General features: G+C 68.9%; 18 protein-coding genes. 11 read left to right on the forward strand and 7 right to left on the reverse strand.

What is annotated here, in order from left to right:
- The first annotated feature begins 106 nt into the window (after positions 1-106).
- Entirely contained in the window at positions 107-424 is a 318-nt protein-coding gene (gene sugE, locus FBZ90_RS11230; RefSeq protein ID WP_145732125.1) for a quaternary ammonium compound efflux SMR transporter SugE, read from the forward strand.
- Here sugE and FBZ90_RS11235 read toward each other — a convergent pair.
- The 4 genes from FBZ90_RS11235 to FBZ90_RS11250 form a co-directional block, all read right to left on the reverse strand.
- The gene (locus FBZ90_RS11235; protein ID WP_145732127.1) at positions 421-1,731 is read right to left on the reverse strand and encodes an NRAMP family divalent metal transporter; all 1,311 of its coding nucleotides are present in this window, start codon (positions 1,729-1,731) and stop codon (positions 421-423) included. The genes sugE and FBZ90_RS11235 overlap by 4 nt on opposite strands.
- 146 nt (positions 1,732-1,877) lie before the next feature.
- Entirely contained in the window at positions 1,878-4,850 is a 2,973-nt protein-coding gene (locus FBZ90_RS28105) for a patatin-like phospholipase family protein (protein WP_211101997.1), read from the reverse strand.
- Positions 4,851-4,869: 19 nt separating this feature from the next.
- Positions 4,870-6,789, reverse strand: a complete 1,920-nt coding sequence (locus tag FBZ90_RS11245; protein WP_211101998.1) for a GMC family oxidoreductase — start codon at positions 6,787-6,789, stop codon at positions 4,870-4,872.
- Between the two features lie 94 nt (positions 6,790-6,883).
- Complete coding sequence (locus tag FBZ90_RS11250; protein WP_145732130.1) at positions 6,884-9,334, reverse strand: hypothetical protein; 2,451 nt, start codon at positions 9,332-9,334, stop codon at positions 6,884-6,886.
- Between the two features lie 351 nt (positions 9,335-9,685).
- Here FBZ90_RS11250 and FBZ90_RS11255 point away from each other — a divergent pair, with 351 nt between their 5' ends.
- The 10 genes from FBZ90_RS11255 to FBZ90_RS11300 all read left to right on the forward strand — a co-directional run bounded on the left by FBZ90_RS11255 (position 9,686) and on the right by FBZ90_RS11300 (position 19,296).
- Positions 9,686-10,807 carry a hypothetical protein gene (locus FBZ90_RS11255; RefSeq protein WP_186455744.1) on the forward strand — a complete coding sequence of 374 codons (1,122 nt, stop codon included), beginning with the start codon at positions 9,686-9,688 and terminating at the stop codon, positions 10,805-10,807.
- A 32-nt stretch (positions 10,808-10,839) separates the two neighbouring features.
- Positions 10,840-11,664: a DUF4198 domain-containing protein gene (locus FBZ90_RS11260; protein WP_186455745.1), complete on the forward strand. Its 825-nt coding sequence runs from the start codon at positions 10,840-10,842 to the stop codon at positions 11,662-11,664.
- Positions 11,661-12,773: a HupE/UreJ family protein gene (locus FBZ90_RS28380; protein ID WP_246130329.1), complete on the forward strand. Its 1,113-nt coding sequence runs from the start codon at positions 11,661-11,663 to the stop codon at positions 12,771-12,773. Before FBZ90_RS11260 ends, FBZ90_RS28380 begins: the two co-directional genes overlap by 4 nt.
- 140 nt (positions 12,774-12,913) lie before the next feature.
- On the forward strand, positions 12,914-13,756 hold the full coding sequence (gene hexR, locus FBZ90_RS11270) for a transcriptional regulator HexR (RefSeq protein ID WP_145732134.1): 843 nt from the start codon (positions 12,914-12,916) through the stop codon (positions 13,754-13,756).
- A 2-nt stretch (positions 13,757-13,758) separates the two neighbouring features.
- The gene (locus FBZ90_RS11275; RefSeq protein ID WP_246130384.1) at positions 13,759-14,466 is read left to right on the forward strand and encodes a YbhB/YbcL family Raf kinase inhibitor-like protein; all 708 of its coding nucleotides are present in this window, start codon (positions 13,759-13,761) and stop codon (positions 14,464-14,466) included.
- Complete coding sequence (locus FBZ90_RS11280; protein WP_145732138.1) at positions 14,463-15,752, forward strand: glycerate kinase type-2 family protein; 1,290 nt, start codon at positions 14,463-14,465, stop codon at positions 15,750-15,752. The genes FBZ90_RS11275 and FBZ90_RS11280 overlap by 4 nt, the downstream gene beginning before the upstream one ends.
- On the forward strand, positions 15,749-16,414 hold the full coding sequence (gene mobA / locus FBZ90_RS11285; RefSeq protein WP_145732140.1) for a molybdenum cofactor guanylyltransferase MobA: 666 nt from the start codon (positions 15,749-15,751) through the stop codon (positions 16,412-16,414). The genes FBZ90_RS11280 and mobA overlap by 4 nt, the downstream gene beginning before the upstream one ends.
- A 68-nt stretch (positions 16,415-16,482) precedes the next feature.
- Positions 16,483-17,526, forward strand: a complete 1,044-nt coding sequence (locus tag FBZ90_RS11290) for a M4 family metallopeptidase (RefSeq protein WP_211101999.1) — start codon at positions 16,483-16,485, stop codon at positions 17,524-17,526.
- 14 nt (positions 17,527-17,540) lie between these two features.
- The gene (locus tag FBZ90_RS11295; RefSeq protein ID WP_145732142.1) at positions 17,541-17,897 is read left to right on the forward strand and encodes a protealysin inhibitor emfourin; all 357 of its coding nucleotides are present in this window, start codon (positions 17,541-17,543) and stop codon (positions 17,895-17,897) included.
- A gap of 142 nt (positions 17,898-18,039) precedes the next feature.
- Positions 18,040-19,296, forward strand: a complete 1,257-nt coding sequence (locus FBZ90_RS11300; protein ID WP_145732144.1) for a hypothetical protein — start codon at positions 18,040-18,042, stop codon at positions 19,294-19,296.
- Between the two features lie 251 nt (positions 19,297-19,547).
- Here the strand turns inward: FBZ90_RS11300 and FBZ90_RS11305 are convergent, their stop codons facing one another.
- From FBZ90_RS11305 to FBZ90_RS11315, 3 genes are read right to left on the reverse strand one after another with little or no spacing between them, the layout of a single operon-like run.
- Positions 19,548-20,786 carry a molybdopterin molybdotransferase MoeA gene (locus FBZ90_RS11305; protein ID WP_145732146.1) on the reverse strand — a complete coding sequence of 413 codons (1,239 nt, stop codon included), beginning with the start codon at positions 20,784-20,786 and terminating at the stop codon, positions 19,548-19,550.
- A 15-nt stretch (positions 20,787-20,801) separates the two neighbouring features.
- Entirely contained in the window at positions 20,802-21,338 is a 537-nt protein-coding gene (mobB, locus tag FBZ90_RS11310) for a molybdopterin-guanine dinucleotide biosynthesis protein B (protein ID WP_145732149.1), read from the reverse strand.
- A gap of 34 nt (positions 21,339-21,372) precedes the next feature.
- On the reverse strand, positions 21,373-23,121 hold the full coding sequence (locus FBZ90_RS11315) for a hypothetical protein (RefSeq protein WP_145732151.1): 1,749 nt from the start codon (positions 23,119-23,121) through the stop codon (positions 21,373-21,375).
- Positions 23,122-23,126 lie beyond the last annotated feature (5 nt).

Consider the following 23,126-nt stretch of genomic DNA (forward strand, 5'->3'; position numbering starts at 1 on the left):
CTAAAGTCTTTCTCTTTTTTATAATCTTGGCATTCCGGTTCCGGGCCGCCATGCTTTCCCGACCGGGAACGCCCCCGCCCCTTCCCAAACACACCGGAGAACCGCCGTGGCTTGGCTATGGTTGCTGCTGGCCGGCCTGTCCGAAGTGGGCTGGGCCGTGGGCCTGAAATACACTGAGGGTTTCACCCGCCTCATCCCGTCCGTCCTCACCCTCGCCGCCATGGGCGTCAGCCTCGGCATGCTGGGCCTGGCCCTGCGCACCCTGCCACTGGGCACGGCCTACGCGGTGTGGACGGGAATCGGCACCCTGGGCACGGTCATCGCCGGCATCGTCCTGTTCAACGAGCCGGCGACGGCCCTGCGCCTGGCCTGCATCGGCCTGATCGTGGCCGGCATCGCCGGTCTGAAGCTGGCGCACGGCTAAACGAACCAGGTGACCACCATGGCGGTGTCGACCACCGCCATCGCGGCCATGCAGGCCCAGCCCAGGGCGCGCAAGCCCGGCGGCAGGACGAAGTCGCCCATGATCTCGCGCTTGGTCGCCATACGCATCATCATGACGATGACCGGCACCGCGACCAGGCCGTTGACCACGGCGCTCCAGAACAGGGCCTTCACCGGGTCCATGTCGATGACGTTCATGACCGAACCCACGGCCATGGCGGCCAGGATGGCGCCGTAGAAGGCCTTGGCCTTGTTCCAGGGCCGCGCCAGGCCCACCGGCCAGCGCCGCGCCTCCCCCAGCGCATAGGCCGCCGAACCCGCCAGCACCGGCAGGGCCAGCAGGCCGGTGCCGATGATGCCCAGGGCGAAGATGGCGAAGGCGAAAGTGCCGGCGATGGGCCGCAACGCCTCCGCCGCCTGCGACGATGTCTGGATGTCGGTGACGCCGTGGGTGTGCAGGGTGGCGGCCGTGGTGATGATGATGAACAGGGCCACACCGTTGGACAGCAGCATGCCGATATAGGTGTCGAGGCGGATGCGCCGCAGTTCTTCCGGCCCCTGCTCCGGCGCCTTTTTCAGGGGCTGGGCGGCGGGGTCGTCCTTTTCCTCCTCCACCTCCTGATCTGCCTGCCAGAAGAACAGGTAGGGGCTGATGGTGGTGCCGAAGACGGCCACCACCGCCACGAGATAGTCGGGGGAGGCCCAGGCGACGTGCGGCCGCACGATGGCTCGCCCCAGCTCGCCCCACGGGATGGGCACCACCAGCACGGTGGCGACATAGGCGAACAGGGACAGGGTCAGCCATTTGAGGATGGAGACGTAGCGGCAATAGGGCACCAGGATCTGCAGGGCCGCCGACGCCCCGCCGAAGGCGATGACGTACAACCACTGCGGCCCGCCAATCAGCAGGCCCAACGCGGCCGCCATGGCGCCCAGGTCGGCGCCGATGTTGACCACGTTGGCCGCCACCAGCAGGAAGACGATGGCGTTGATGGTCAGCGGTGGGTAATGCCGGCGCAGGTTGCCGGCGATGCCGTGGCCCGTCACCCGGCCGATGCGGGCGCTGATCTCCTGGATGGCCGCCATCAGCGGATAGGTCAGCACCAGCGTCCAGGCCAAGCCATAGCCGAACTGGGCGCCCGCCTGGGAATATGTCGCGATGCCGCTGGGGTCGTCGTCGGAGGCGCCGGTGACCAGTCCGGGGCCCAGGCACTGCCAAATGGTACGGGGCTTGCGCGGGCCGGTCGCGGTTGCGGATGGCGCCGAATCCGGCTCCAGCGTGTCCAAGGTGTGCCTCCCCGCTCAGTGTCGAAGCCGGGATGGGCCACCCGCCTACCGTGCGGCCCATCCCCGCCCCTAAAGATGCAAGGGCGATACCTTGTTCCGTTCAGACCAAGGTGCGCTGACCCGGGCCATGGCCAAGCTCCGTGTCCTCACGCGCCAGCGATGACCGGCGGATCACACTCGTCACACGCCTCTTTCAGCGCGGGCTCGGCCAGGCGATCCAGGATCTGCTTCAGGGTGGCCAGATCGGTGGCGCAGCCCTGGGCCTCGGCAAGGATGCTGTCCATGATCTCGAAGCCCAGCGACCGATAGCTTTCAAACTGGCTTTCGGAGAACCACTGGTCGGTGGTGGACTCGTGCGGGAAGGTAGGGTGGCTGTTGGCATAGGCCTTGACCCCGGCGCTTTCCTCGCAGTTGTGGAAGCTGGCCTTGACGTACAGCAGGATGCCCGGCTTGGCGGTCGGGCCGTCGGCGGCCGCGTAGTCGATGATGCCCATGGCGTGATAGGGCACGTTGGCCAGCACCTCCGCCGGGTTGGCTGGGCGCGGCTTCATGGCCTGCAAGTCATGGAAGCGGACGGGAATGCCGAAGTCGATGCCGATCTTGCGCACCGTGTCGCCCAGATCGCTGTAGGTGAAGGTCGGGTCGCAGCCGGCGTCGCTGACCACGATGTAGCGGCAGCGGCGCCGCACCATCTCATACAGCCCCAGGTTCTCGAAATGGCCTCCGTCCGATAGGTTGACATAAGGCTGCGTGTCGGTGGTCAGGCCGAACGCGTCCTTGACCAGCGGCAGGGCGGCCGTGGGCGGCCCGTTGCGGTACCAGGACTTGTCGCCGACCGGCGACGGGTTGCCCAGCCACCAACCCAGCCGCACGTTCAGCAGGGTCAGCAGCAGGGACACGGTGGGGGAGGAGTGATAGCCCATGTTGGGATTCACGGCGGCACCGGAAATGGCCATGGCCGTGCCCAGGGTGATGCCGGTGTTCTGCTCATCCTCTTCCACCGGGCGGCGCGCCTTGCGCCACAGGAAGGGCCACAGGATCCACTGGCGTCCGCTGTGCGAGGCGCCGCCGTACTTGGCGGACGGGCGATAGGCGCCGCGGTAGGTCGCCAGCGTGCCGCCCGGCTGGTCCAACAAGGGGCACAGCGACGCCGCCCCGCTGTGCAGGGGACTGATGGTGAAGGGCATGGCCTTGCGCTGCTGCCACGCCAGATTGCGGGTGGACACGATGTTCAGCGTGGTGGTCAGCACGTGGAAGGGCCGCCACAGGTCACCCGTGCGCCGGGCCCGGTCCTCGGGCCACAGCGCCGCCATGGGCGGGTTGTCGTCCATGTCGAAGCCGGTGAAGCGGTCGGGCTTGCGCCCGATGTGCGAGGCGCCGAGGAAAGCCCGGACCAGCCGGTTGCGGTACAGGCCGTGCAGGGAAAAGCGGTTGATGTTGATGTATTTCGACGCGAACCAGGCGATGGCGCCCAGGATGGCGGCGGCGATGAGCAGCAGCGGCACCACCATGCTGCGGTCCTGCGGCTCCGCCATGCCCTGGAACAGCACCGACCCGGTGCTGTCCGGCAGCGGCACGTAGTTGCCGTAGGAGATGAGGTAGGTGAACAGGGAGTCGCGCAACACCACCAGGTCGATGACGGCGGAGCCGACCACCAGCAGCAGGGCGAAGAACAAGGGCGCCGCCAGGCTGGCCACCACGCTGTAGAGCAAGGCCACCGGGCTGCGGTTGGGCGCCTGGGTGGCGGGCTGGGCCGAGCTGCGGCCGCTGGCGCCCGTCAGCCAGCCGATCACCGCCGTGGCGCCGCCACCGGCCACCAGCCAATCGAACAGGGCGTCGGCGCCCCGTTCCACCTGCCCCGCCGTCCACGACCCCAGCAGGGCCAGCGCCACGCCGGCGATCCAGGCGAGGCAGACCGCCAGGTACCAGCCGGCCGAGCGGGCGAACCACTCCCGTTGCTCGTCCGAGCGGGGCGTGTTGCTGGTCAGGGCCACGTAGCAGGTTTCCGCCACCAGCTGCGACAGCAGCAGCCAGGGGGTGGCGAACATCAGCAGCAGCAACAGGCGCAAGGGCGCATCGCCGCCGGAGCCCAGCAGGTGGGCGCCAAAGCCCAGGAAGGCGCCATAGGCGAAGCCAGCCACCAGCCAGCCCCAGGTGGTGCGATGCTTCAGCCGCGCCCAGCGGCCGAGGTCCAGCAGGGCGCTGAAGAACTCACCCGTTGTCACCAGGGTGACGACCTGGGCGGCGCCATAGACCACCACCCCGAACAGCCCGCCGAAGACCAGCAGGTCGGCCAGCGGCGTCACGATCAGCAGTTGATAGCCGATGGTGGTGTCCAGCGCCCCGGTCCAGGCGACCCCGCCCAAGAACATGGGCAGGAGGTTGCCCCAGAGGAACTGTTCCTGCGTGGCGCTGGCTGTGCCGCTGAGCCGCATGCTGCGCAAGGTGAAGCGCAGCCCCGTGAGGACCAGGACCAGGGAAATGGCCGCGAGGATGGCCAGCGCCACCCCGTATTTCTGGTCGCCGAAGGGATGGGGCAGCCAGGCCACACCCACCGCCGCCAGCTTCACCACCACCAGGCTCAGAAGGAACAGGGGGATCAGCAGCACCCAGTTCAGCACCAGGTTGCGCAGGATCATGGCCGCCGCCGCCCAGGTGTCGGCGGAAACCAGGCCCACCTTGGGCGTCAGATAGTTGCTGTCGCGGCGCAGGTCGCCGATGGCCGTCGGCTCCACCGCGCTGACCTCATGACCGCGCGTGTTCAGCTGCGGCAGCACATCGGCATAGGGCTGGCGGGAAAGCCAGGCCGACAGCCAGCTGCCGATGTAGCCGCCGCCCGACACGGTGGACAGATAGTTGAACTGCCCCAGCAGCGCCTTGTCCGGCGACGGCAGGCGGAAGTCCTTGCAGGGCCGGGGCCGCGCCGCCAGCGCCTGGATGATGCCCAGGGCGAAGGTGGCACTGCGGATGCCGCCGCCCGACAGGCAGAGGGCGGTGGATTCCAGGGCGTTGAGCCCCAGGTTGAGCTGGTCGTCCTGCACCCCGTCGAGCGCGTGGTCGCCATGGATTTCCTTGGCCTCGGCGCGCAAGACCTCGATGGTGCTGAGCGGATTGGTCATTGGTTTGCCCCCTGGTCTCTCACGCCCGCGCCGAGCGGCTGCGGGTCTGCGTGCGGCGGGTTTGCTGGATGATCACCTCGGCCGCCTTTTCGCCGATCATGTAGACGGCGCTGACGATGAAGTAGCCGGGGATGCGCGGGAAAACGGAGGCGTCAACCACCCGCAGCCCCCGCACGCCATGGACGCGGAAGTCGCTGGACAGCACGCCACCCCCCGTGGCGCTGCCGATGGCGCAGGTGCAGGAGGCGTGGTGCCCCCAGGCCTGGTCGCGCACGAAGGTCTTCAGCTGTTCATCCGTCTGGATCTCGGGTCCGGGCAGCAGTTCCCGCTTGGCGATGCCCTGGTCGTACAGCTTGCGCGTCACCGCGCGCACGAAGCGGATGCCCTCCACCACGCTGTCCAGGTCCTGCCCCTCCTTGTCCGTGCCTTCCTCGAAGTAATGGAAGTTGATGTAGGGGGTGTCGCGCGGGTCGGCGGAGCGCAGGGTGACCTCGCCGCCGCGGTTCAGGGTGTGGGCCTTCAGGATGGCCCAGGTCAGCATGTTGAGGTGCGCCGGGAACAGGGCCGAGTATCCCGGGAAATAGCCCCGGAAAAGGCCCAGCAGGCCGAAGCAGAACAGGTCCGGCATGGGCCGTTCGGGGAAGGAGCGCTTGGTCACCGCCAGCACGGCCCCGTTGGTGGTGTAGACACCCTCGCGGCTGTCCTTCCACTGCTTGTACTGGGGATCGCCGGGGGCGAACTTGGCGCCCTTCAGCACCTCCCAATCCTCGGTCATCTCATTGACGACGCCCACCTCGTACCGGTCCTGCATGTTGCGGCCCACGCCCGGCAGGTCGACCAGGATGGGGATGTCGAACTTGGCCAGCGTCTCCTTGGGCCCGATGCCGGACAGCATCAGCAACTGCGGGGTGTTGAAGGCGCCACCCGACAGGATGACCTCGCGCTTGGCGTAAACGGCGCGGCGTTCCCCCCCGGGCGCCTGCTCGTAGGAGGCGGCGTACAGCCGTTCGCCCTTGAGGTATTCCACCCCGATGGCGCGCTTGTCGTCATCGAACAGCACCCGCGTGGCCAGGGCGTCCAGCTCGATGTGCAGCCGGTCGGGATGGCGGGCCGCCACGTCCAGCAGGCGTTCGCGCGTGCCGGTGCGGGCGTGGTTGTGGTTGGACAGGGGCACGTAGCGCAGGCCGAAGGCGTCGGCATTCACCAGGCGCACGTCGTTGGGGTCGCCCTGCCCCTCCAGCAGCCATTCGAAGCCCTGGTCGGGGTTGGGCTCGCGCCGCAGCACCGCCTTGGCGCAGTCCAGCAGCCCCTGGATCAGGGGCTTGTCCCCCAACGCCTGCAAGGGGATGGCCTTCTGGGTGTGCAGCCAGCCGCGGAAGCCGTGGCCCGTGGGATTGATGAGCCCGAAGCTCAGCCAATACAGCAGGCGATAGGGCCAGCGGTAATGGCAGTTCTCCAGCTTGTTGAACAGGCGGCGCATGGCCTTGGGCTGCCAGCTGGCGTCACCGGTGAGGTCGGCGATGAACTGCCAATCCTCATTGTTGGGATAGACGATGATCTGGGCGTTGTGGGCGGTGCAGCCGCCCAGGGTGCCGGAACGGGGATAGAGGATGCCGTTGACGGGCTTGCCCTCGAAATCCTGGACGTATTTCGGGTCCGCCGTCTGTGCCGCCTGGGAGGTGTAGTGGCGCACGAAGAAATCCCAGCGCATGCCGGTGTTCTCGGACGCGAAGGGGTGGAACACCGGCACGTCGTAATCATCCGGCAAACGGTTGTCGTCGGGATAGGCGGGATCGCCGCCCTGGCTCTTGCGCGGGTCGCCCCCTGCCTCCAGCACCAGCACGGAATACCCCGCCTCCGCCAGGCGGGCCGCCACCGTGCCGCCGCCGGCGCCCGAGCCGACGACAATGAAATCATACTCAGCGGACGTATCGCTCACGTTTGCCATAGCCTATCCCCCGTGCCTGGCCGTGGATTTGCCGCCCCTGCCGCCGGCCCCCTTGCGCTGGAGGCCGGCGGTGGACGGAGGATGATCAGAAGGTCGTCAGGAACTGGATCAGCGCTTCCTTGTCGGCATCGCTGAGCGCCGTGGTTTCGGTCGTGAAGCTGGTGCCGAAGTAGTGGCCGCGGTTGACCTCGAAATCCGGGCACTTGCTGAAGCTCAGCAGCGGAGCCCGCAGGTTGGCGAACACCTTGCGCGCCTCCTCGTCCGTCGCGTTGGGGGGCAGCTGCTTCAGGTCGTGGGTCGCCTTCTTCAGCAGCTGGAACAGCTCGACATAGCGGGGCAGGTTCTGCGCCAGGGTGGCGTCGTCCTTGTACAGTTCCGTGTTGGACAGCAGGTTGACCGGCGTGTCCTTCGGGATGGGGCCCACCATCAGGTCGCCATCGCCGAAGATGCTGGGCAGCCAGCGGTGCAGCGGGCTGAGCAGCGGCTTGAGGAAGTCGGGCAGGAAACCGCCGGGAACGACCAGGTAGCTGTTGACCGAGGTGCGGTCGATCAGGAACACGCCCTTGTCGCCCAGGAACTTGTCGTGGGCCCGCCGCTCCGGCCACAGCATCTGCCGGATGGAGCTGTTGAACGACTGCAAGCGCCCGGCGACGGAGGGGTCGTTCACGAACTCACCCACCGAGTTGTTCACCAGATAGGGCGCCGTCGACCACAGGGACACCAGCGAGGGCACGCGGGTGTAGCCGCGGCCGCCGGCCGGCATGACGTAGTCCTTTTCCTCACCCGTGAAGGGATCGTGGATCTTGATGGTCCCGACCGACGGCAGCTGCTTGTAGGAGTCGGAGGAGAAGTTGTCCCAGATGTTGCCGGCGATGGCGTTGGTGGCCAGCGGGCTGCAGGCGTTGGTCTGCAACAGGGTCACCGGCACCCGCATGTCCGTGGACAGGTAGTTCCCGTCCAGGAAATCGGGCGACTTCACGATCTGCTTCATCTTCTCCTTGAACTCGGGCGACTTCACCCAGGACCAGTACTTGTCCCAGCAGGCCAGGTAGTTGGGGCCGTTGCAGGTGGCGAAGTCGATATCCTTCGGCACCGGCGGCTGCTTGCTGGAGTGGCAGCCGGCGCAGGTCTCGGCGAACACCTCCTTGCCCCGGTCGAGGACGGCGGAGTCGAGGGCGATCAGCGAGGCACCGCCCGGCGCGTCGGCCAGCTTGTGGCCCTTCTGGATGTCCTTGTTCAGGAAGTAGGCGGCCAAGGCCGGCGTCTGCGCCTCCGTCGCCTGCCAATAGCTGGAATTGGCGCGGCCCACGGAAATCTGGATGGCGGTGTTGGGCACGCCGCCGAACAGGGCGTTGAAATGGCGCAGCCATTCCTCGCTGAACAGGCCGATGTTGATGTAGACGCGGTTCAGCGCGCCCAGGACACCGACGCTGTCCGACCCGTCCTTCAGCACGTGGGGCGTCTGCACCTGGCGGGTGGCGTCGTTGAAGTCACCGGGCAGGAACTTGTTGTTCAGCTCCCCGCCGCCCAGGGTTTCCTGCCCCCGCTCCATGGCCAGCTTCATGCGGGCGCCAAGGCCATAGACGGCATTCATGGTGCGCGGGTTGTTGATGTAGTCGGTGGAGACCAGCGAGGTGTCCAGCGCCCCCGGACGGGAGGTGTGCACCAGCTGGATCAGGTAGTTGCGCTCGTTCTTCTCGCGCTCCGGCGAGCCGGGCTTGCCGTAGTTCCAGCCGAAGATGCGGTCGATCCAGAAATACTGGGCGCCGACCACCGCGCTCATGTTCTCGAACTTCGGGTTTTCCGGGTCGGCCGGCGGATTGGTCGGGCTGGGCCCGATATGGCAGAAGCCGCAGGCCATGCCGACGCGGTAGGGCCGCACCAGCGTCTTGTCGTTGTAGTAGCTGGGGTCGGTGTAGTAGCGCACCGGATCCCAGCGCTTCTTCGCCTTCTCATCGAAGGCGGGGTTGGGGAACAGGCGCAGCCCCATGATGCCGGTGGGATAGCCGTAGAAGGAGCCCACGGGGACCGTGGTGCCCCGGGCGCCGATCTTCACGCCGGGATATTTCTTCTCATTGGCGAAGGGATCGGCCGGGCAATTGGGACCGTCCTTCACCCGCTGGTCCAGCCACAGGCCGAACTGATCTTCGGACGGGCCCGTCGGTTCCACGAAGCAGGGCTCGTTCATCAGGCCCAGCTGGTTGAAGCGGTTGTGGCGGCCGAAGGCCATGGAGGGATGGCTGGAAATGGTCTTCAGCAGGTCGAAGTTGCCGAAGGCGGTGTCGGTGATGACATCCCAGAAGCGGTCGTTGCCGGCCGTCCACACGATCCAGTTGTTGCGGCCGATGACTTCGGTCTGGGTCAGCTTGTAGCCGCCATCCATGTCCTTGAAATAGTCCTCGTCCGCAGCGGGGAAGGTGTCGGCCGCGCGCCCGGCCTGCCGGGCCTCGTCCACCACCTGCTTGTCACCGCATCCCGACAGCAGCATTCCCGCCGCCAGCAAGGCCGCCAGGGCCCCCAAACCAATCCGCTTCATGCCCCACCTCGCACCCCGAAAGGTTGTTCGTTGGTCTGGACATTATACGCCGGGCGAACTAGGCTCAAGCCAAACCTACAACTTACAGGAAATGTTGATCAGGTTATTATACCGTTTATCTCGAAATGCATAAGGCGATCCCATCCCTAAAGTGCAGTGGTCATGCCTAGAAAGAGGTAGGCGCTCTGGAAGGCAGGGAAGCCGGGATATCGAGCATTTTCCTTCATAATCAGATGGTTGATACCCAATAGCCGCCAGCGGCGGGATTGACGGAGGATGAGGATGGGCCATCGGTTCCTACAGGCCATGGGCTTGAATACGTTAAAGAAGGCGCTGCCACGGGCGGGAATCATGGGGGCGGCCGTTCTGGTGCTGCTGGGCCTCGGCACACCACAACCGGCACGCGCATCGGACCATGCCGACCCCACGAACCTGACGGACCCGACCGCCAACATCACGGATCTGTTCTTCTACCCGGACGGGGACGACATGATCCTGATCTTCGACGTCAACCGCGCCCTGTTGGCCCCCAAGCCCTATGACCTGGCGCCGTACGACTATGAGATCCATATGGATCTCACCACGCCGCTGTCCTTCCAGGATGCGGCCATCCGTGCCCGCTATGGCGGCACCGTGCTGGTGCCCGACCAGATCCATCCCGACGTCACCATCAAGGTGAAACTGCAGGATGACGTGACGCTGAAAAGCGTCACCTACACGGGGCTGAAGGACACCGACAAGATCAAGACCTACTTCGGCGTGCGCGACGATCCCTTCGTCTTCCCGCGCTTCTTCAAGAAGAACGTCATCGCCATGGTCATGCGCATCCCCAAGAGCGCGTTCCCGGCGGACCAGCACGACTTCATCCTGTGGGGCACCACGGCGAAGGACGGGACGGAGATCGATCACGTCGGCCGGTCCATCCGCACCCAGCTGCCGCGCTTCGGCTTCATCAACACCATGGCCCCCAAGGACCAGTTGAAGGCGCTGATGGCGCGCAAGGCCAAGCTGGACACCATCTACAACTACCTGCACAGCGCCAAGGAATGGTGGGCGGTGGCGGCGGCCGACTTCCTGCAGTTCACCCTGCAGCTGCGACCCTACGATCTGCAGCCCGACGTCATGGTCTACACCGACCGTTTCCCGGTGGGGTATCCCAACGGCCGCCTGCTGACCGATGACGTGGTGGCGCAGACCTGCGCCTTTGGCGACTGCCTGCTGCAGGAGATTTCCTTCATCGAGGGCGGCTGGCCCCGCGCCACCGTGAACGACAAGCCCTTCACCGCCGAGTGGCCCTACCTGGCCCAGCAGTGGCCGGACCAGAAGCCGGCGCCCTCCAACGCCCACAGCGTGCTGCCCTGGGTCATCCTGGGCCTGGTCGTGCTGTTCCTGGTGGCGTGGGCGGTGGTGGAGATCATCCGGCACCTGATCCGGCATTTGGTCCGGTGGTGGTGGCGCCGGGTCGACGCCTGATGACGATGTCCCGGCGTGGGCCGCGGAGAGGGTTGGCCGGGCTGCTGGCATTGTGGGCGCTCGCCTGGGGGGCTGGCGCCCTGGCGCACGACTTCTGGATCGAGCCGTCGTCCTTCCGGCCCGGTCCCGGCACCGCCGTGGCTGTGGGCCTGCGCGTGGGGGAGGACTTCATCGGCGACCCGGTGCCCCGCACCGCCAGCCTGATCGATCGCTTCTTCATCCGCCAGGCGGGAGAGGAACAGGCGATCAGCGGTGCCGACAACATCGATCCGGCGGGCTTCGTGCGGGCTGATGGCCGGGCCACGGCGCTGATCGCCTACACCAGCACCGGCAGCGACCTTACCTTGCCGGCCGACCGCTTCACCGCCTATCTGCGGCAATACGGGCTGGACCCCATCGTGGCGGATCGGGAACGGCGGGGCGAAAGCGGTTTGGCCGGCCGCGAATGTTTTTACCGCTATGCCAAGTCGCTGCTGACCGGCGCCGGTCCCGATCCCGCCGTCACCCGCCCCCTGGGCTTCACCTATGAGATCGTGCCCGACACCGACCCCACCATGCCCGGCGGCGCGCCCCTGCGCGGCCATGTGCTGTTCCAGGGCCACCCGGTGGCGGGCGCGGTCGTCACCGCCCATTTGCAGGGCGAACCGACGGCGCGCCTGGCCACCCGCAGCGACGCGCGGGGCGCGTTCACCTTTCCCTTGCGGCGCGGCGGCGTCTGGCTGGTGCGGTCGGTGCACATGGTGCGGGCGGGCATGCTGGCCCGCTGGCTGCACGCGCGGGACTGGGAAAGCCATTGGGCCTCACTGACCTTCGACTGGCCCGGCCCAGCCCAGCCCGCGCCCGGGAGGGCGTCATGATCCGCCGGCTGCGCGCCGCGCTGCTGGTGCTGGCATGGCTTGGGGGCGCCGCCCAGGCCCATGAGATCGGCACCACGCAGGTACAGCTGTCGATGGGCCCCGGGGACACTTGGTCCGCCGTCATCACAACGGCCCCCACCGCGCTGGTGAACCGGCTGGAGGCGGCGGCCGGCCAGCCGCTGAGCCACGATCTGACGGCGGAGCGGGCGGCCGCCATCCTGCCCGGCCACAGCGCCGCCATCGCCGCCCAGGTGGAGGTGCGTGCCGATGGCACCCCCCGGCCCACCACTGTGATGGTGGAGCGGGTGGAGATGCCCAGCGACATCACCCTGCCGGCCTTCGTGGTCCTGCGGGCCAGCGGCACCCTGCCGCCGGGCACCCGCGCCATCACCTGGCGCTACGGCCTGGTGCACAGCACCTACGGCGTCGTCTTCACCGATGCCGCCGGCGGCGCGGCGCGGACCCAATGGCTGGAGGGCGACGCCACCAGCGCCCCTTTCGCCACAGCCGCCGATACGGCACCCGCATCCCTGCCCCAACTGGCGGCCCAGTATCTGGGGCTGGGCTTCCTGCACATCCTGCCGGAGGGATTGGATCACATCCTGTTCGTGCTGGGCATCTTCCTGCTGACCACGCGCCTGCGCTCCATCCTGGTGCAGGTCACGGCCTTCACCCTGGCCCACTCCGTCACCCTGGGCCTGACCTTGTACGGGGTCATCAGCCTGCCGTCCCGGGTGGTGGAGCCGCTGATCGCCCTGTCGGTCGCCTACGTCGCGGTGGAGAATTTGCTGACCGCGCGGCTGACGCCGTGGCGGCCCCTGGTGGTCTTCGGCTTCGGCCTGCTGCACGGCATGGGGTTCGCCGGCGCGCTGGCCGACCTGCGCCTGGCCCGACGCGACATCATCCCCGCCCTGGTCAGCTTCAACGCCGGCATCGAGCTGGCGCAACTGTCCATCATCGCCGCCGCCTATGGCACCGTGGCCTTCGTTTGCGCTTCCGGGGATCACAAGGACAAGCCCTGGTATCGCCGCCGCGTGGTCATCCCCGCCTCCTCCGTCATCGCCGCCACCGGGCTGTTCTGGACGGTACAGCGGGTGGCCGGTTTTTAGCCCTTATGGAACCAGTGCCACGGCGCGCGTGACACGGCCGCACAATTTCCGGTAATTTCACTACAAACGGGAAGGAACGCCGCCGCGGCAGCGTGCCTGGTTCCTTCGCCACGTCATCGGCAGGGTCGGGGGTTAGCTTCATGCTGGGTCGCATACGCGGGATGATGGACGGCTTGCGTCCTTCGGAGCGCAAGATCGCGGAAATCGTCCTGAAGCGGCCGCACGCCGTCGTCACCGCCTCGGTGGCGGAGGTGGCGCGCGAGGCTGATGTCAGCCAGCCCACCGTGGTGCGCTTCTGTCGGTCCATCGGGTGCAGCGGCTATCAGGACTTCAAGCTGCGCCTGGCGCAGGACTTGGCCACGGGCACGCCCTTCGTCGATGCCGACCTCATGCCCGACGACCCGGTGGCGGAGGTGGCGGCCAAGGTCATCGGCCGGGCCATCAGCGCCTTTTCCCGCATGCGCAACCAGCTGAACACCGAAAACCTGAGCCGCGCGGTGGACATCCTGGCCGCCGCCCGCCGCATCGAGATTTACGGGTTCGGCGCCTCCGGCGTCGTGGCGCAGGACGCGCAGAACAAGTTCTTCCGCCTGGGCGTGCCCGTCATCGCCCATACCGACGTGCATGTGCAGGCCATGGCCGCCAGCATCCTGGGCCCCGACGGCGCCGTCATCGCCATTTCCCACACCGGCCGCACGCGGGAGCTGCTGCGCTCCGTCGATCTGGCGCTGGACGGCGGCGCGCCAGTGGTGGCCATCACCTCCGGCGGGTCGCCGCTGGCGGAACGGGCGACCGTGCCCCTGCTGGTGGATGTGGATGAGGACACCAGCATCTACACCCCGCGCACCTCGCGCCTGTCGCATCTGGCCGTCATCGACGTGCTGCAGGTGGCCGTCGCCCTGCGCCAGGGGACGGCCATGGGCGAGAACCTGGCCCGGGTGAAGCGCCCCTTGCGGGAGCGGCGCTTGTCGGAACGGGTGTGAGCATGCCGCGCCGGCTGGCGATAGCCCTGACCCTGGCCGCCGGCCTGGCGGCGGGTGAGGCGCAGGCCGGGATGTGGCTGAGCAGCCCGGACCTGGCGGCGGACGGCACCCTGGCGGCACCGCAGGCCTGGGACCGTGACGGCTGCGGCGGCAAGAACCTGTCCCCGGCCCTGCGCTGGGGGGGAGAGGCACCGACGGCCAAGAGCTTCGCCCTGATCGTCATGGACGCCGACGTGAAGAAGGGCTTCCGCCACTGGATGGTGTTCAACATCCCGGTGGGCGTGCACAGCCTGCCAGCCGGCGCCGGGGCGGCCGACGGCAAGGGCCTGCCCCAGGGGGCCGTACAGGCGTTGAACGATTTCGGTCCCAAGGGTTATGGCGGCCCCTGCCCGCCGGCGGGACAGACCCACCGCTACGTCTTCACCATCTACGCCCTGAACAAGGACACGCTGGACCTGAGCCCGGACCAGCCGGCCGGCGCCCTGGAATCGCTGGTGCTGTCGCACGCGCTGGACAAGGGCCGCTTCATCGCCAAGTCCCCCCGCTTCGACACCCCGCCGGACAAGGCCAAACCGCCGGAAGAGAAACCGTCCGCCAAACCCGACGCCGCCAAGCCCGAGCCCAAGGCAGCGCCGACACCCAAGGCGGAACCGGTCCCCAAAGTGGAAGCGGTCCCCACAGTGAAAGCGGTCAAGGAGCCTCCCCAATGACCTCAGCCCCGTCCGACCCGGCCGCCTTCCTGCGCCAACTGTTCCAGGCGGGGCTGGACGCCGTGTCGGCCGACACCATCCTGCCCCGGCTGCTGACGCCGGAGGCCCTGCCCCGGCCCAAGGGCCGCACCCTGGTCATCGCCGCCGGCAAGGGGGCCGCCGCCATGGCCGCGGTGGCGGAGCGGGCCTGGGGCGAGGCCCCCCAATCCGACGGCCCCCTATCCGGCCTGGCCGTCACCCGGTACCACCACGGCCAGGAACTCCGCCGCATCACCCTGGTGGAGGCGGCACACCCCACGCCCGACGCGGCAGGCATGAAGGCCGCCGCCCAGGCGTTGGACCTCGCGGCGGCGCTGACCCCGGACGACCTGCTGCTGTGCCTGCTGTCGGGCGGCGGGTCCGCCCTGATGGTGGCGCCAGCCCCCGGCGTGACGCTGGCGGACAAGCAGGCCCTGACCAAGGCCCTGCTGCGCAGCGGGGCCGCCATCGGTGAGATCAACACGGTGCGCAAGCACCTGTCGCGCTTCAAGGGCGGGCGCCTGGCGGCGGTGAGCCGGGCCCCGGTGGTGACCCTGGCCGTGTCTGACGTGCCGGGTGATGATCCCGGCACCATCGCCTCGGGCCCCACCGTACCCGACGCCACCACCCTGGCCGACGCCCGCGCCGTGCTGGCGCGCCATGGCATCGAGCCCGGGCCCAGCATCCGGGCGGCGCTGGACGACCCGGCCAATGAGACGCCTAAGCCCGGCAGCCTGCCGCATGCGCGCTACACCCTGGCGGCCACGCCCATCCAGGCGCTGGAGGCCGCCGCCCAGGTGGCCCGCGCCGCCGGCGTGACGCCCCTGGTGCTGGGCGACGACCTGGAGGGCGAGGCGGCGGAGGTGGCCAAGGTCCATGCCGGCATCGCCCGCGGCTGTCTGCGCCACGGCCAGCCCCTGCCCCGCCCCTGCGTCCTGCTGTCAGGCGGGGAGACCAGCGTGACCGTGCGCGGCCAGGGGCGCGGCGGCCGCAATGCCGAGTTCCTGCTGGCCCTGGCCGTGGCGCTGAAGGGCGACCCCGTCTGGGCCCTGGCTTGCGACACCGACGGCATCGACGGCACGGAGGACAACGCCGGCGCCCTGCTGACGCCGGACACCCTGGCGCGGGCGCAGGCGCTGGGGATCGATGCGGCGGCCCACCTGGCTAATAACGACGGCTACGGCTTTTTCCAGGCCCTGGGCGACCTGGTGGTGACGGGCCCCACCCGCACCAACGTCAACGACTTCCGCGCGCTTTACATTCCGTGAGCGAAACGATCCACATCCTGGGCCTGATCCTGGCTGGCGGTCTGGCCCGTCGCTTCGGCGGCGGCGAGGGGCAAGCCGTGGACAAGGCGCGGCTGACCCTCGCCGGGCGCCCCCTGCTGGCCCACGTGCGCGACCGCCTGACGCCGCAGGTCGCGGCTCTGGCCCTGAACGCCAACGGCGACCCCGCCCGCTATCGTGACCAGGGCCTGCCCATCCTGGCGGACGACGTACCGGGGCATCCCGGGCCCCTGGCCGGGGCCCTGGCGGGCCTGGACTACGCCAGTGCCCAGGGCGGCTACACCCATGTGCTGAGCGTGCCGGCCGACTGCCCCTTCCTGCCCCGGGATTTGGCGGCGCGGCTGGTGGCCGCGGCAGCGCCGGGCGGTGTTGTCACAGCCACGTCGGCCGGGCAGCGGCATCCGGTGGTGGCGCTGTGGCCCGTGGCGCTGGCCGCCCCCCTGCGTCGGGCGCTGGTGGAGGAGGGCTTGCGCAAGGTCGGCGCCTTCCTGGCACGCCAGCCGCTGGCCGAGGTGGATTTCCCGGCCCTGCCGGTCGATCCCTTTTTCAATGTCAACACGCCAGACGACCTGATCACCGCCGAGGCGCTGTCGAAGGGGTTAAGCGGCGTGGCGCCGGGCGCCCCCGGCCGGGGTATGCCCTAGGCGACTATTCCGGCGACCCCATCGCGGTGCCACGCTGGCCACCCCACCAGCGCTAAAAGGCCCGCCCCATGTGCCAGCACGCCGGCTGCCCCCCGCATATCTGTTACATCATCCCACCCTACATGACGGAGCATGTGGCGACCAACGCCCCCGACCCGGCGATGCGTCGGCGGGCCCTGCGCAACCTGTATCACCAGGGCCAGTTGCGCGGCATGCGTACCGCCATGAACCAGTTTGCCTTCGCGGGCCTGGGCACCGGCACCAAGCGGCGCACCGTCTATGACGCCCAGCATGGCGGCGACCTGCCCGGCACCTTGGTCCGGTCGGAGGGCCAGGCGGCGGGCCAGGACGTGGCCGTGAACGAGGCCTATGACTACGCCGGCACGACCTATGATTTCTATTTCGACGTGATGAAGCGCAACTCCGTGGACGACAAGGGCATGCGCCTGGATTCCACGGTGCATTACAGCACCGACTACGACAACGCCTTCTGGAATGGCCAGCAGATGGTGTACGGCGACGGGGATGGTGAGATCTTCGACCGCTTCACCAAGTGTCTGGACGTCATTGGGCACGAGCTGACCCACGGCGTCACCCAGTTCACCGCCGGCCTGACCTATTCCAGCCAGTCGGGCGCGCTGAACGAATCCTTCTCCGACGTGTTCGGGTCGCTGATCAAGCAGTATGCGGCCGGCGACACGGCGGACAAGGCCGACTGGCTGATCGGCGAGGGGCTGCTGATCCCCAAGGCCGGCACCAACCGCACGGCGCTGCGGTCCATGAAGGCGCCGGGCACCGCCTATGACGACCCCACCCTGGGCAAGGACCCGCAGCCCGCCACCATGAAGGACTATTACAGCGGGTCCGACGACAATTACGGCGTCCATATCAATTCCGGCATCCCCAACCACGCCTTCTACCTGGCGGCCACCGCCATTGGCGGCAAGGCGTGGGAGGTGGCGGGCCTGATCTGGTACGAGACGCTGACCACCCGCCTGCAGCTGTGGTCGGAGTTCAAGGACGCGGCCGCCGCCACGCGCGAGGTGGCGCAAAAGCATGGACCCGCCGCCGCCAAAGCGGTGGACGACGCCTGGACGGCCGTGGGCCTTTGACCCATGCTGCCGCCATGACCGCCGACCCATCCTCGCCTGCCCCCGTCCTTCCTGTCGTGGTCGAATGCCAGCGCCAGGGCGGCCTGGCCTTCCCCCTGCGCCGGCCCGCGATCAGCGTCGAGGTGGCGGGCCTGGACGAGGCGGAGCGCCAAGCCCTGCAACGCCTGGTGCAGGCCGCCGACCTGGCCGGGCAGCCGGCGGATTACCCCGGCCCCGGCTATCCCGACGCCCTGGAAACCCACTTGACCGTGACCTGGCCCGGCCACAGCACCAGCGTGCGCTTCCGCGACGGCGACGGACACCCCGCCCCACTGGATGAACTGGCGGGCTGGGTGCTGCGACATAATCGACCAGGCCAGGCGAAGAAATAGCCGCCGCACACGCCATAGGTTGCCGCCCCTCCCCATTAACCATACCCTGTCCGCAACCAGGGGACGCGGGGGGTAGGGCATGGCACGGTGGGGGTATTGGGGATTTCTGGCGGCGGCTTGGGCCACAGGCGTTTCGTCGGCAATGGCACAACAGTCCGCACCACCGGCAAGCGCCCTCTCTGCCCTTGAACTGCCCTACGACCGGCCGGATCGTCTTACGGCTGGCGACTTCGTCGGCGAAATCCATACCTATGAGGCAGCCGCCGCGCAGGAGGCGGAGTATGGCGCCAGACGCGATAGCCTGGCGATGCAATTTGCCCGGCTGGGCAGACCCGAGTTGGCACGGATCGCGTGGAATGGCGGCCCGGACTCCATCGCCTGGAAGCGCCAGAACAGCGCAGACTGTGACGAGGCCGCCCGGGGCGTAGCCGCGGATCCATTGGAAACCCTGCTGTCCCGGGCGCGGGACCGCAGGGTGGTGATGATCAATGAGAACCACATCGCTCCCGTGTCACGCGCCTTTTGGCTGGCGGCGCTACCGCGCCTGCGCCAAATGGGCTTCACCCACGTGGCCATGGAGGCGCTCTTCATAGACGGGAGCGACGTGAAGGCCGGGGAGGTGCGCGAGCACTGGCTCCTTGAAGGGAAGCCCACTTTCGCCCCTTATCTCAGCGAACCGACCTTCGCCGCCGTCATCCGCGAGGCCCTCGCATTGGGTTTCGACCTCGTTCCCTATGACGATATGGACGTCATGAACCACGACCCTGATTTATGGACGGCGTCGCGGGAACGGGTGGAGGCGGCGCGCCTGGCTGACGTCCTGGCCCGCATGCCGCCGGACGGCAAGCTGTTAGTGCTCGCCGGCTGGTCCCATGTCAGCAAAGGCGTGAGCAGCACGGTGCCCTGGATGGCGGCGGCTTTCAAGCAACGCACAGGCATCGATCCGCTGACCATCGATACCACCGCCTGCCAACGCCCAGACGCGACCGCACCCGCCACCACCTATCTCAACCCGGACGGCAGCGCCCGCATCACCCCATCCCATGCCGGCCGCGTCGATCTGCAGGTGCATATGCCCCAGTCGATAGGCGCCGATCCGGTGGCCGCCGCCGGCGTCTCCCGCCATTGGCTGGGCCAGCCCGTGGCCATCCCGGCAGCCCTGCTGCCCAAGGACGGCGACGGGGTGGTGGAGGCGCGCAAGCCCGGCCAGGCCGCCGATACCGCGCCCTATGATCGCCTGTTCCTGCGGCCGGGCGAGGTGCTGCCGCTCTACCTGCCGCCAGGCCGCTACGTCCTGACCCTGCGGGGCGAGGGCGGCGCCATCCAGGCCAGCGCCCCGATCACCGTGGCCGCCCCGGAATTGTCACAGGCCACCGGCAGGGCAACGCACACGCGGTAGGTTGCGGCCGACCGCGTTCACCGGCATGCTCACGCCCGTCACCAAGGGTGGTGCTGATGCCCCTCGCCAATAACCCATAGGGTGCGACGGGACGGCCCAGCGCCCCCTTGCCCACGTGCAGACCATCCGCACATCGACCTTTCCGCCGCCGGACGAAAGGCCCCGCGATGATACGCAAGACCCTGTTCCTGTTGCTGGCCATGTTGGCCCTGGTGGCGTGATGACACGGCGTGATGAGATCAGCGTGCCCGTCAGAACAGCCCGTGCAGGGGAATGACCGTCAGCGGGTCGCCGGGGCGTAGGCTGTCGCGCGCGTCCTCCACCTCCGCCACGGCGTCGGCCTGGGCCAGGGAGGACAAGGCGGCGCTGCCCCCGGCGCCGACCTGATGGGCCACGGTTTCCGCCCCCTCCTGCCGTAGCGTCACCCGCAGATACTCCCGCTTGCCCGGGGCGCGGGCATGGCTGAACCCACAGCGCACGGTGATGCGCGGCGGATCGGTGACGGTTTCGCCGGCCAGGCGCTGCACCAGGGGCCGGCCCAGCGCCAGGAAGGCGGCGAAGGCCGCGAAGGGGTTGCCGGGCAGGCCCAGGAAGGGTGTGACCCCGATATTACCAAACGCCAGCGGCTTGCCTGGCTTCAGCGCCAGGCGCCAGAAGTCGATGCCGCCCAAGTCGGCCACCACCGCCTTGACGTGATCCTCCTCGCCGGCGGAAACGCCGCCGCTGCTGAGGATGAGGTCGGCCCTGAGGCCCGACAGGGTGGCCTTGAGGGCGTCCCGGCTATCGCCCACGATGCCCGCCCGCACCACGCGACAGCCCAGGCGGCGCAGCAGCGCGGCTAACAGGGGGCCATTGGCGTCGTGGATGGCGCCGGGGGGAAGGGGCGCGCCGGCGGGCCGCACCTCGTTCCCCGTCGACAACAGGGCCACGGTCAGGGGGGCACGGACCACCAGGGCCTGCTCACCCAGGGCCGCGGCCAGCGCCACCGCCGCCGGGGTCAGGCGCTGCCCGGCGGCCAGGGCCACGGCACCGGCGGCGATATCCTCCCCCACCGCGCGGCAATGGCGGCCGGCCGCCAGGCCGGGCGGTGCCAGCAGCACGTCACCGTCCAGCGCGGCGTCCTCCTGCATCAGCACGGTGTCCGCCCCCTGCGGTAGGGGGGCGCCGGTGAAGATGCGGACGGCGGTGCCGGGCGTCAGGGGGCCCGGCGCATCGCCCGCCGCCACCCGGCCCGACAGGGGCAGACGCACCAGGCCCGCCGGCACGCCGGCCACGTCGCGGTGGTCCAGGGCATAGCCATCCATGGCGGCCTGGGCGAAGGGTGGCAGGCTGTGTGCCGCCACCAGGTCACCGGCCAGGATGCGGGCATCGGCAGCGTCCAGCGCCACCATCTCCACGCCCGCGACGCAGGCGACGGAGCGCAAGAGGCGATCCCGCGCCTGGTCAACGCTGAGCAAGGGAGTGGCAAAGCAATCGGTGGCGCCTGGCATGGGATAGACCCGTCCTTATGGACCGTACGGCGGCAGGCCGACATGGGCCAGGATGAAGGTGGCGATGGTCGGCACCGCGTCCAGGGCGAAGCGGGGCAGCGGCGCCGCCCGCCCCTCCGCTCCTGAGAGCGGCGCGGGCAAGGGATCGTCGGCGGCCAGGGCCACCACCGTGGGGTCCTCCGGGAACAGCGGCGCTTTGCCGTTCTCCGCCCGCCAGATCTCCAGCTTGGGAATGGGGTCGCGCTTGAACCCCTCCACCAGCACCAGGTCCACCGGCGACAGCTTGGACACCAGGTCGGCCAAGGTCGGCTCGGGCGCGCCGCGCAGCTCGTGCATCAGCGCCCAGCGGCGGGAGGAGGCCACCAGCACCTCGGTCGCGCCGGCCGTGCGGTGCCGATGGCTGTCCTTGCCCGGCTGGTCCACGTCGAAATCATGATGGGCATGCTTCAGGGTGGAGACGCGATAGCCGCGCCCCGTCAGCTCCGGGATCAGCTGGACCATCAGGGTGGTCTTGCCCGAACCGCTCCAGCCCGCGAGGCCGAACAGCTTCATCTGGCGATCCTCTCCCAAGTCGGGAGGCCGCTCCTTACTGTGGCGGCTCCCGCAAGTCACGCACATAGGCCAGGACCTCGCCATCGCGCTCGATGCGCACGATGTCCTGGCCCGCCGGGATTTCCTTGCAGGCCCAGCGGGTGAAGGCAAGGTAGAAATCCACCGGGCCGGTGTTGCGCCGCGTGGGCTTCCACGCCGGCGGCAGGTAGTGGAACACCGAGGTGGGCGGGCCGCAAACGCGGATGCGGTAGGGCTGGGTCAATGCCTGCGGCCCCTCCAGCTTGACCATGGTGTCGGTCAGGCGCTTGGCCGCCTCGGACAGGGAACTGCCCCAGTAATCCAGCTCGAACTTCGGTCCCGCTCCGCGCACGCCACCGACGAAGCGGTTGAACCAGATGGTCTCATAGGGGTGCAGGTGGGCCATGAAGGCGACCTGGATGCCGGCGCAGACCAGCAGAACAGCCCCCAAGGCGGGCTTCAGCCAGCCCAGGCGCGGCCAGCGCGGGGGCAGTCGGGTCAGCAGGCCGTTCAAGCCAAGGCCGGCGGCCGTGGCCAGGGGCGGCATCAGGAACAGCATGTGGCGGATGCCGTCATAGAGCACGGCGTCGGTCGCCACCACCGCCGCCGGGGGCAACAGCACGGCGGTGACCAGCGCGACGCCGTCCAGCCGCACCCCCGCCGGGAAGGGGCGGCGCAACGTCGCCCTGGCCGCGAAGAAAGCGGCGGCGAACAGGCCCAGGAGTTCCACCTCGGGCAGCTTCACGCCGAAGCCCACGGGCAGATACCACCAGGGAAGGTTGGTGGTGCGCACCTGCACGCCGGCGAAGGTGAAGGTGAAGTCCATGGGGAACTTGGAGAATTCCGCCAGCGCCTCCACCGGGTGGCGTAGGGGATCGACCTGGGCCCAGGGCCAGGCGGCGATCATGACCCCATAGGCGATGGGGGCGGCGATCCACAGGCGTCGCACCAGGCGCCAGGCCGTGGCCCCGGCCTGGCGCGCACTATCGCCCGCCAGGATGCCCTTGGCGACATGCGCCAGCATGACCAGGCCGATGGGACCGGCCAACAGCACGCCGCCGACGCGGATGCCCAAGGCCATGCCGAAGCATAAGCCCAGCATGGCGACAGCGCCGAGGGAGGGCCCCCGGGGCGATTCGTCCAGGCCGCGGCCCACCCGTACCAGCCAGGACAAGGTCCAGGCGGCGGCCACGGCGAAGGGCACATCCTTGGGATTGGCGAAGGAATGCCCCCACCAGTCGGGAATCAGCATCAGGCACAGACCGGCGATCAGCCCGGCGCGGGCGCCCGTCTCCTCCCCCGCGATATCGCGGGCGATGCGGCGCACCGCCAGCACGCCCAGCAAGCCAGTAAGGCCGCCGATCAGGCGCCGGGTGGCATAGACATCCAGGGGCAGCAGGTTCTCGAACAGCGCCTCCACGGTGTCGAACAGCGCGCCGTAGAGATAGAGGTTCTGGAACTCCAGCACCGCCCGGTCCTTGCCCAGCGAGGCGTACCATTCCAGCGCCCGCTGGCCGTATTCGACGTGCAGCGGCTCGTCAAACGTGATGCCGAAGTCGGGGAAGGTGCAGGACACCACGACGACGGCCACCGCCAGGACCAGCCAGAAGGCTATGTCCCACGGCGACAGGCGGCGCCACAGGGGTGCCCGGGCGGGCTTGCCCAGGCGGGCGCCGGCCGGCAGCATGCGGCCGGCGCCGATGGCCGGGGCGGGCGATGCGGCGGGCAGGGCGTCGGCGGTGTCGGATGAGCGGGCCAAGGTCATGGAGG

It is taken from the genome of Nitrospirillum pindoramense (genome assembly GCF_007827955.1).
Classification (GTDB): domain Bacteria; phylum Pseudomonadota; class Alphaproteobacteria; order Azospirillales; family Azospirillaceae; genus Nitrospirillum; species Nitrospirillum amazonense_B.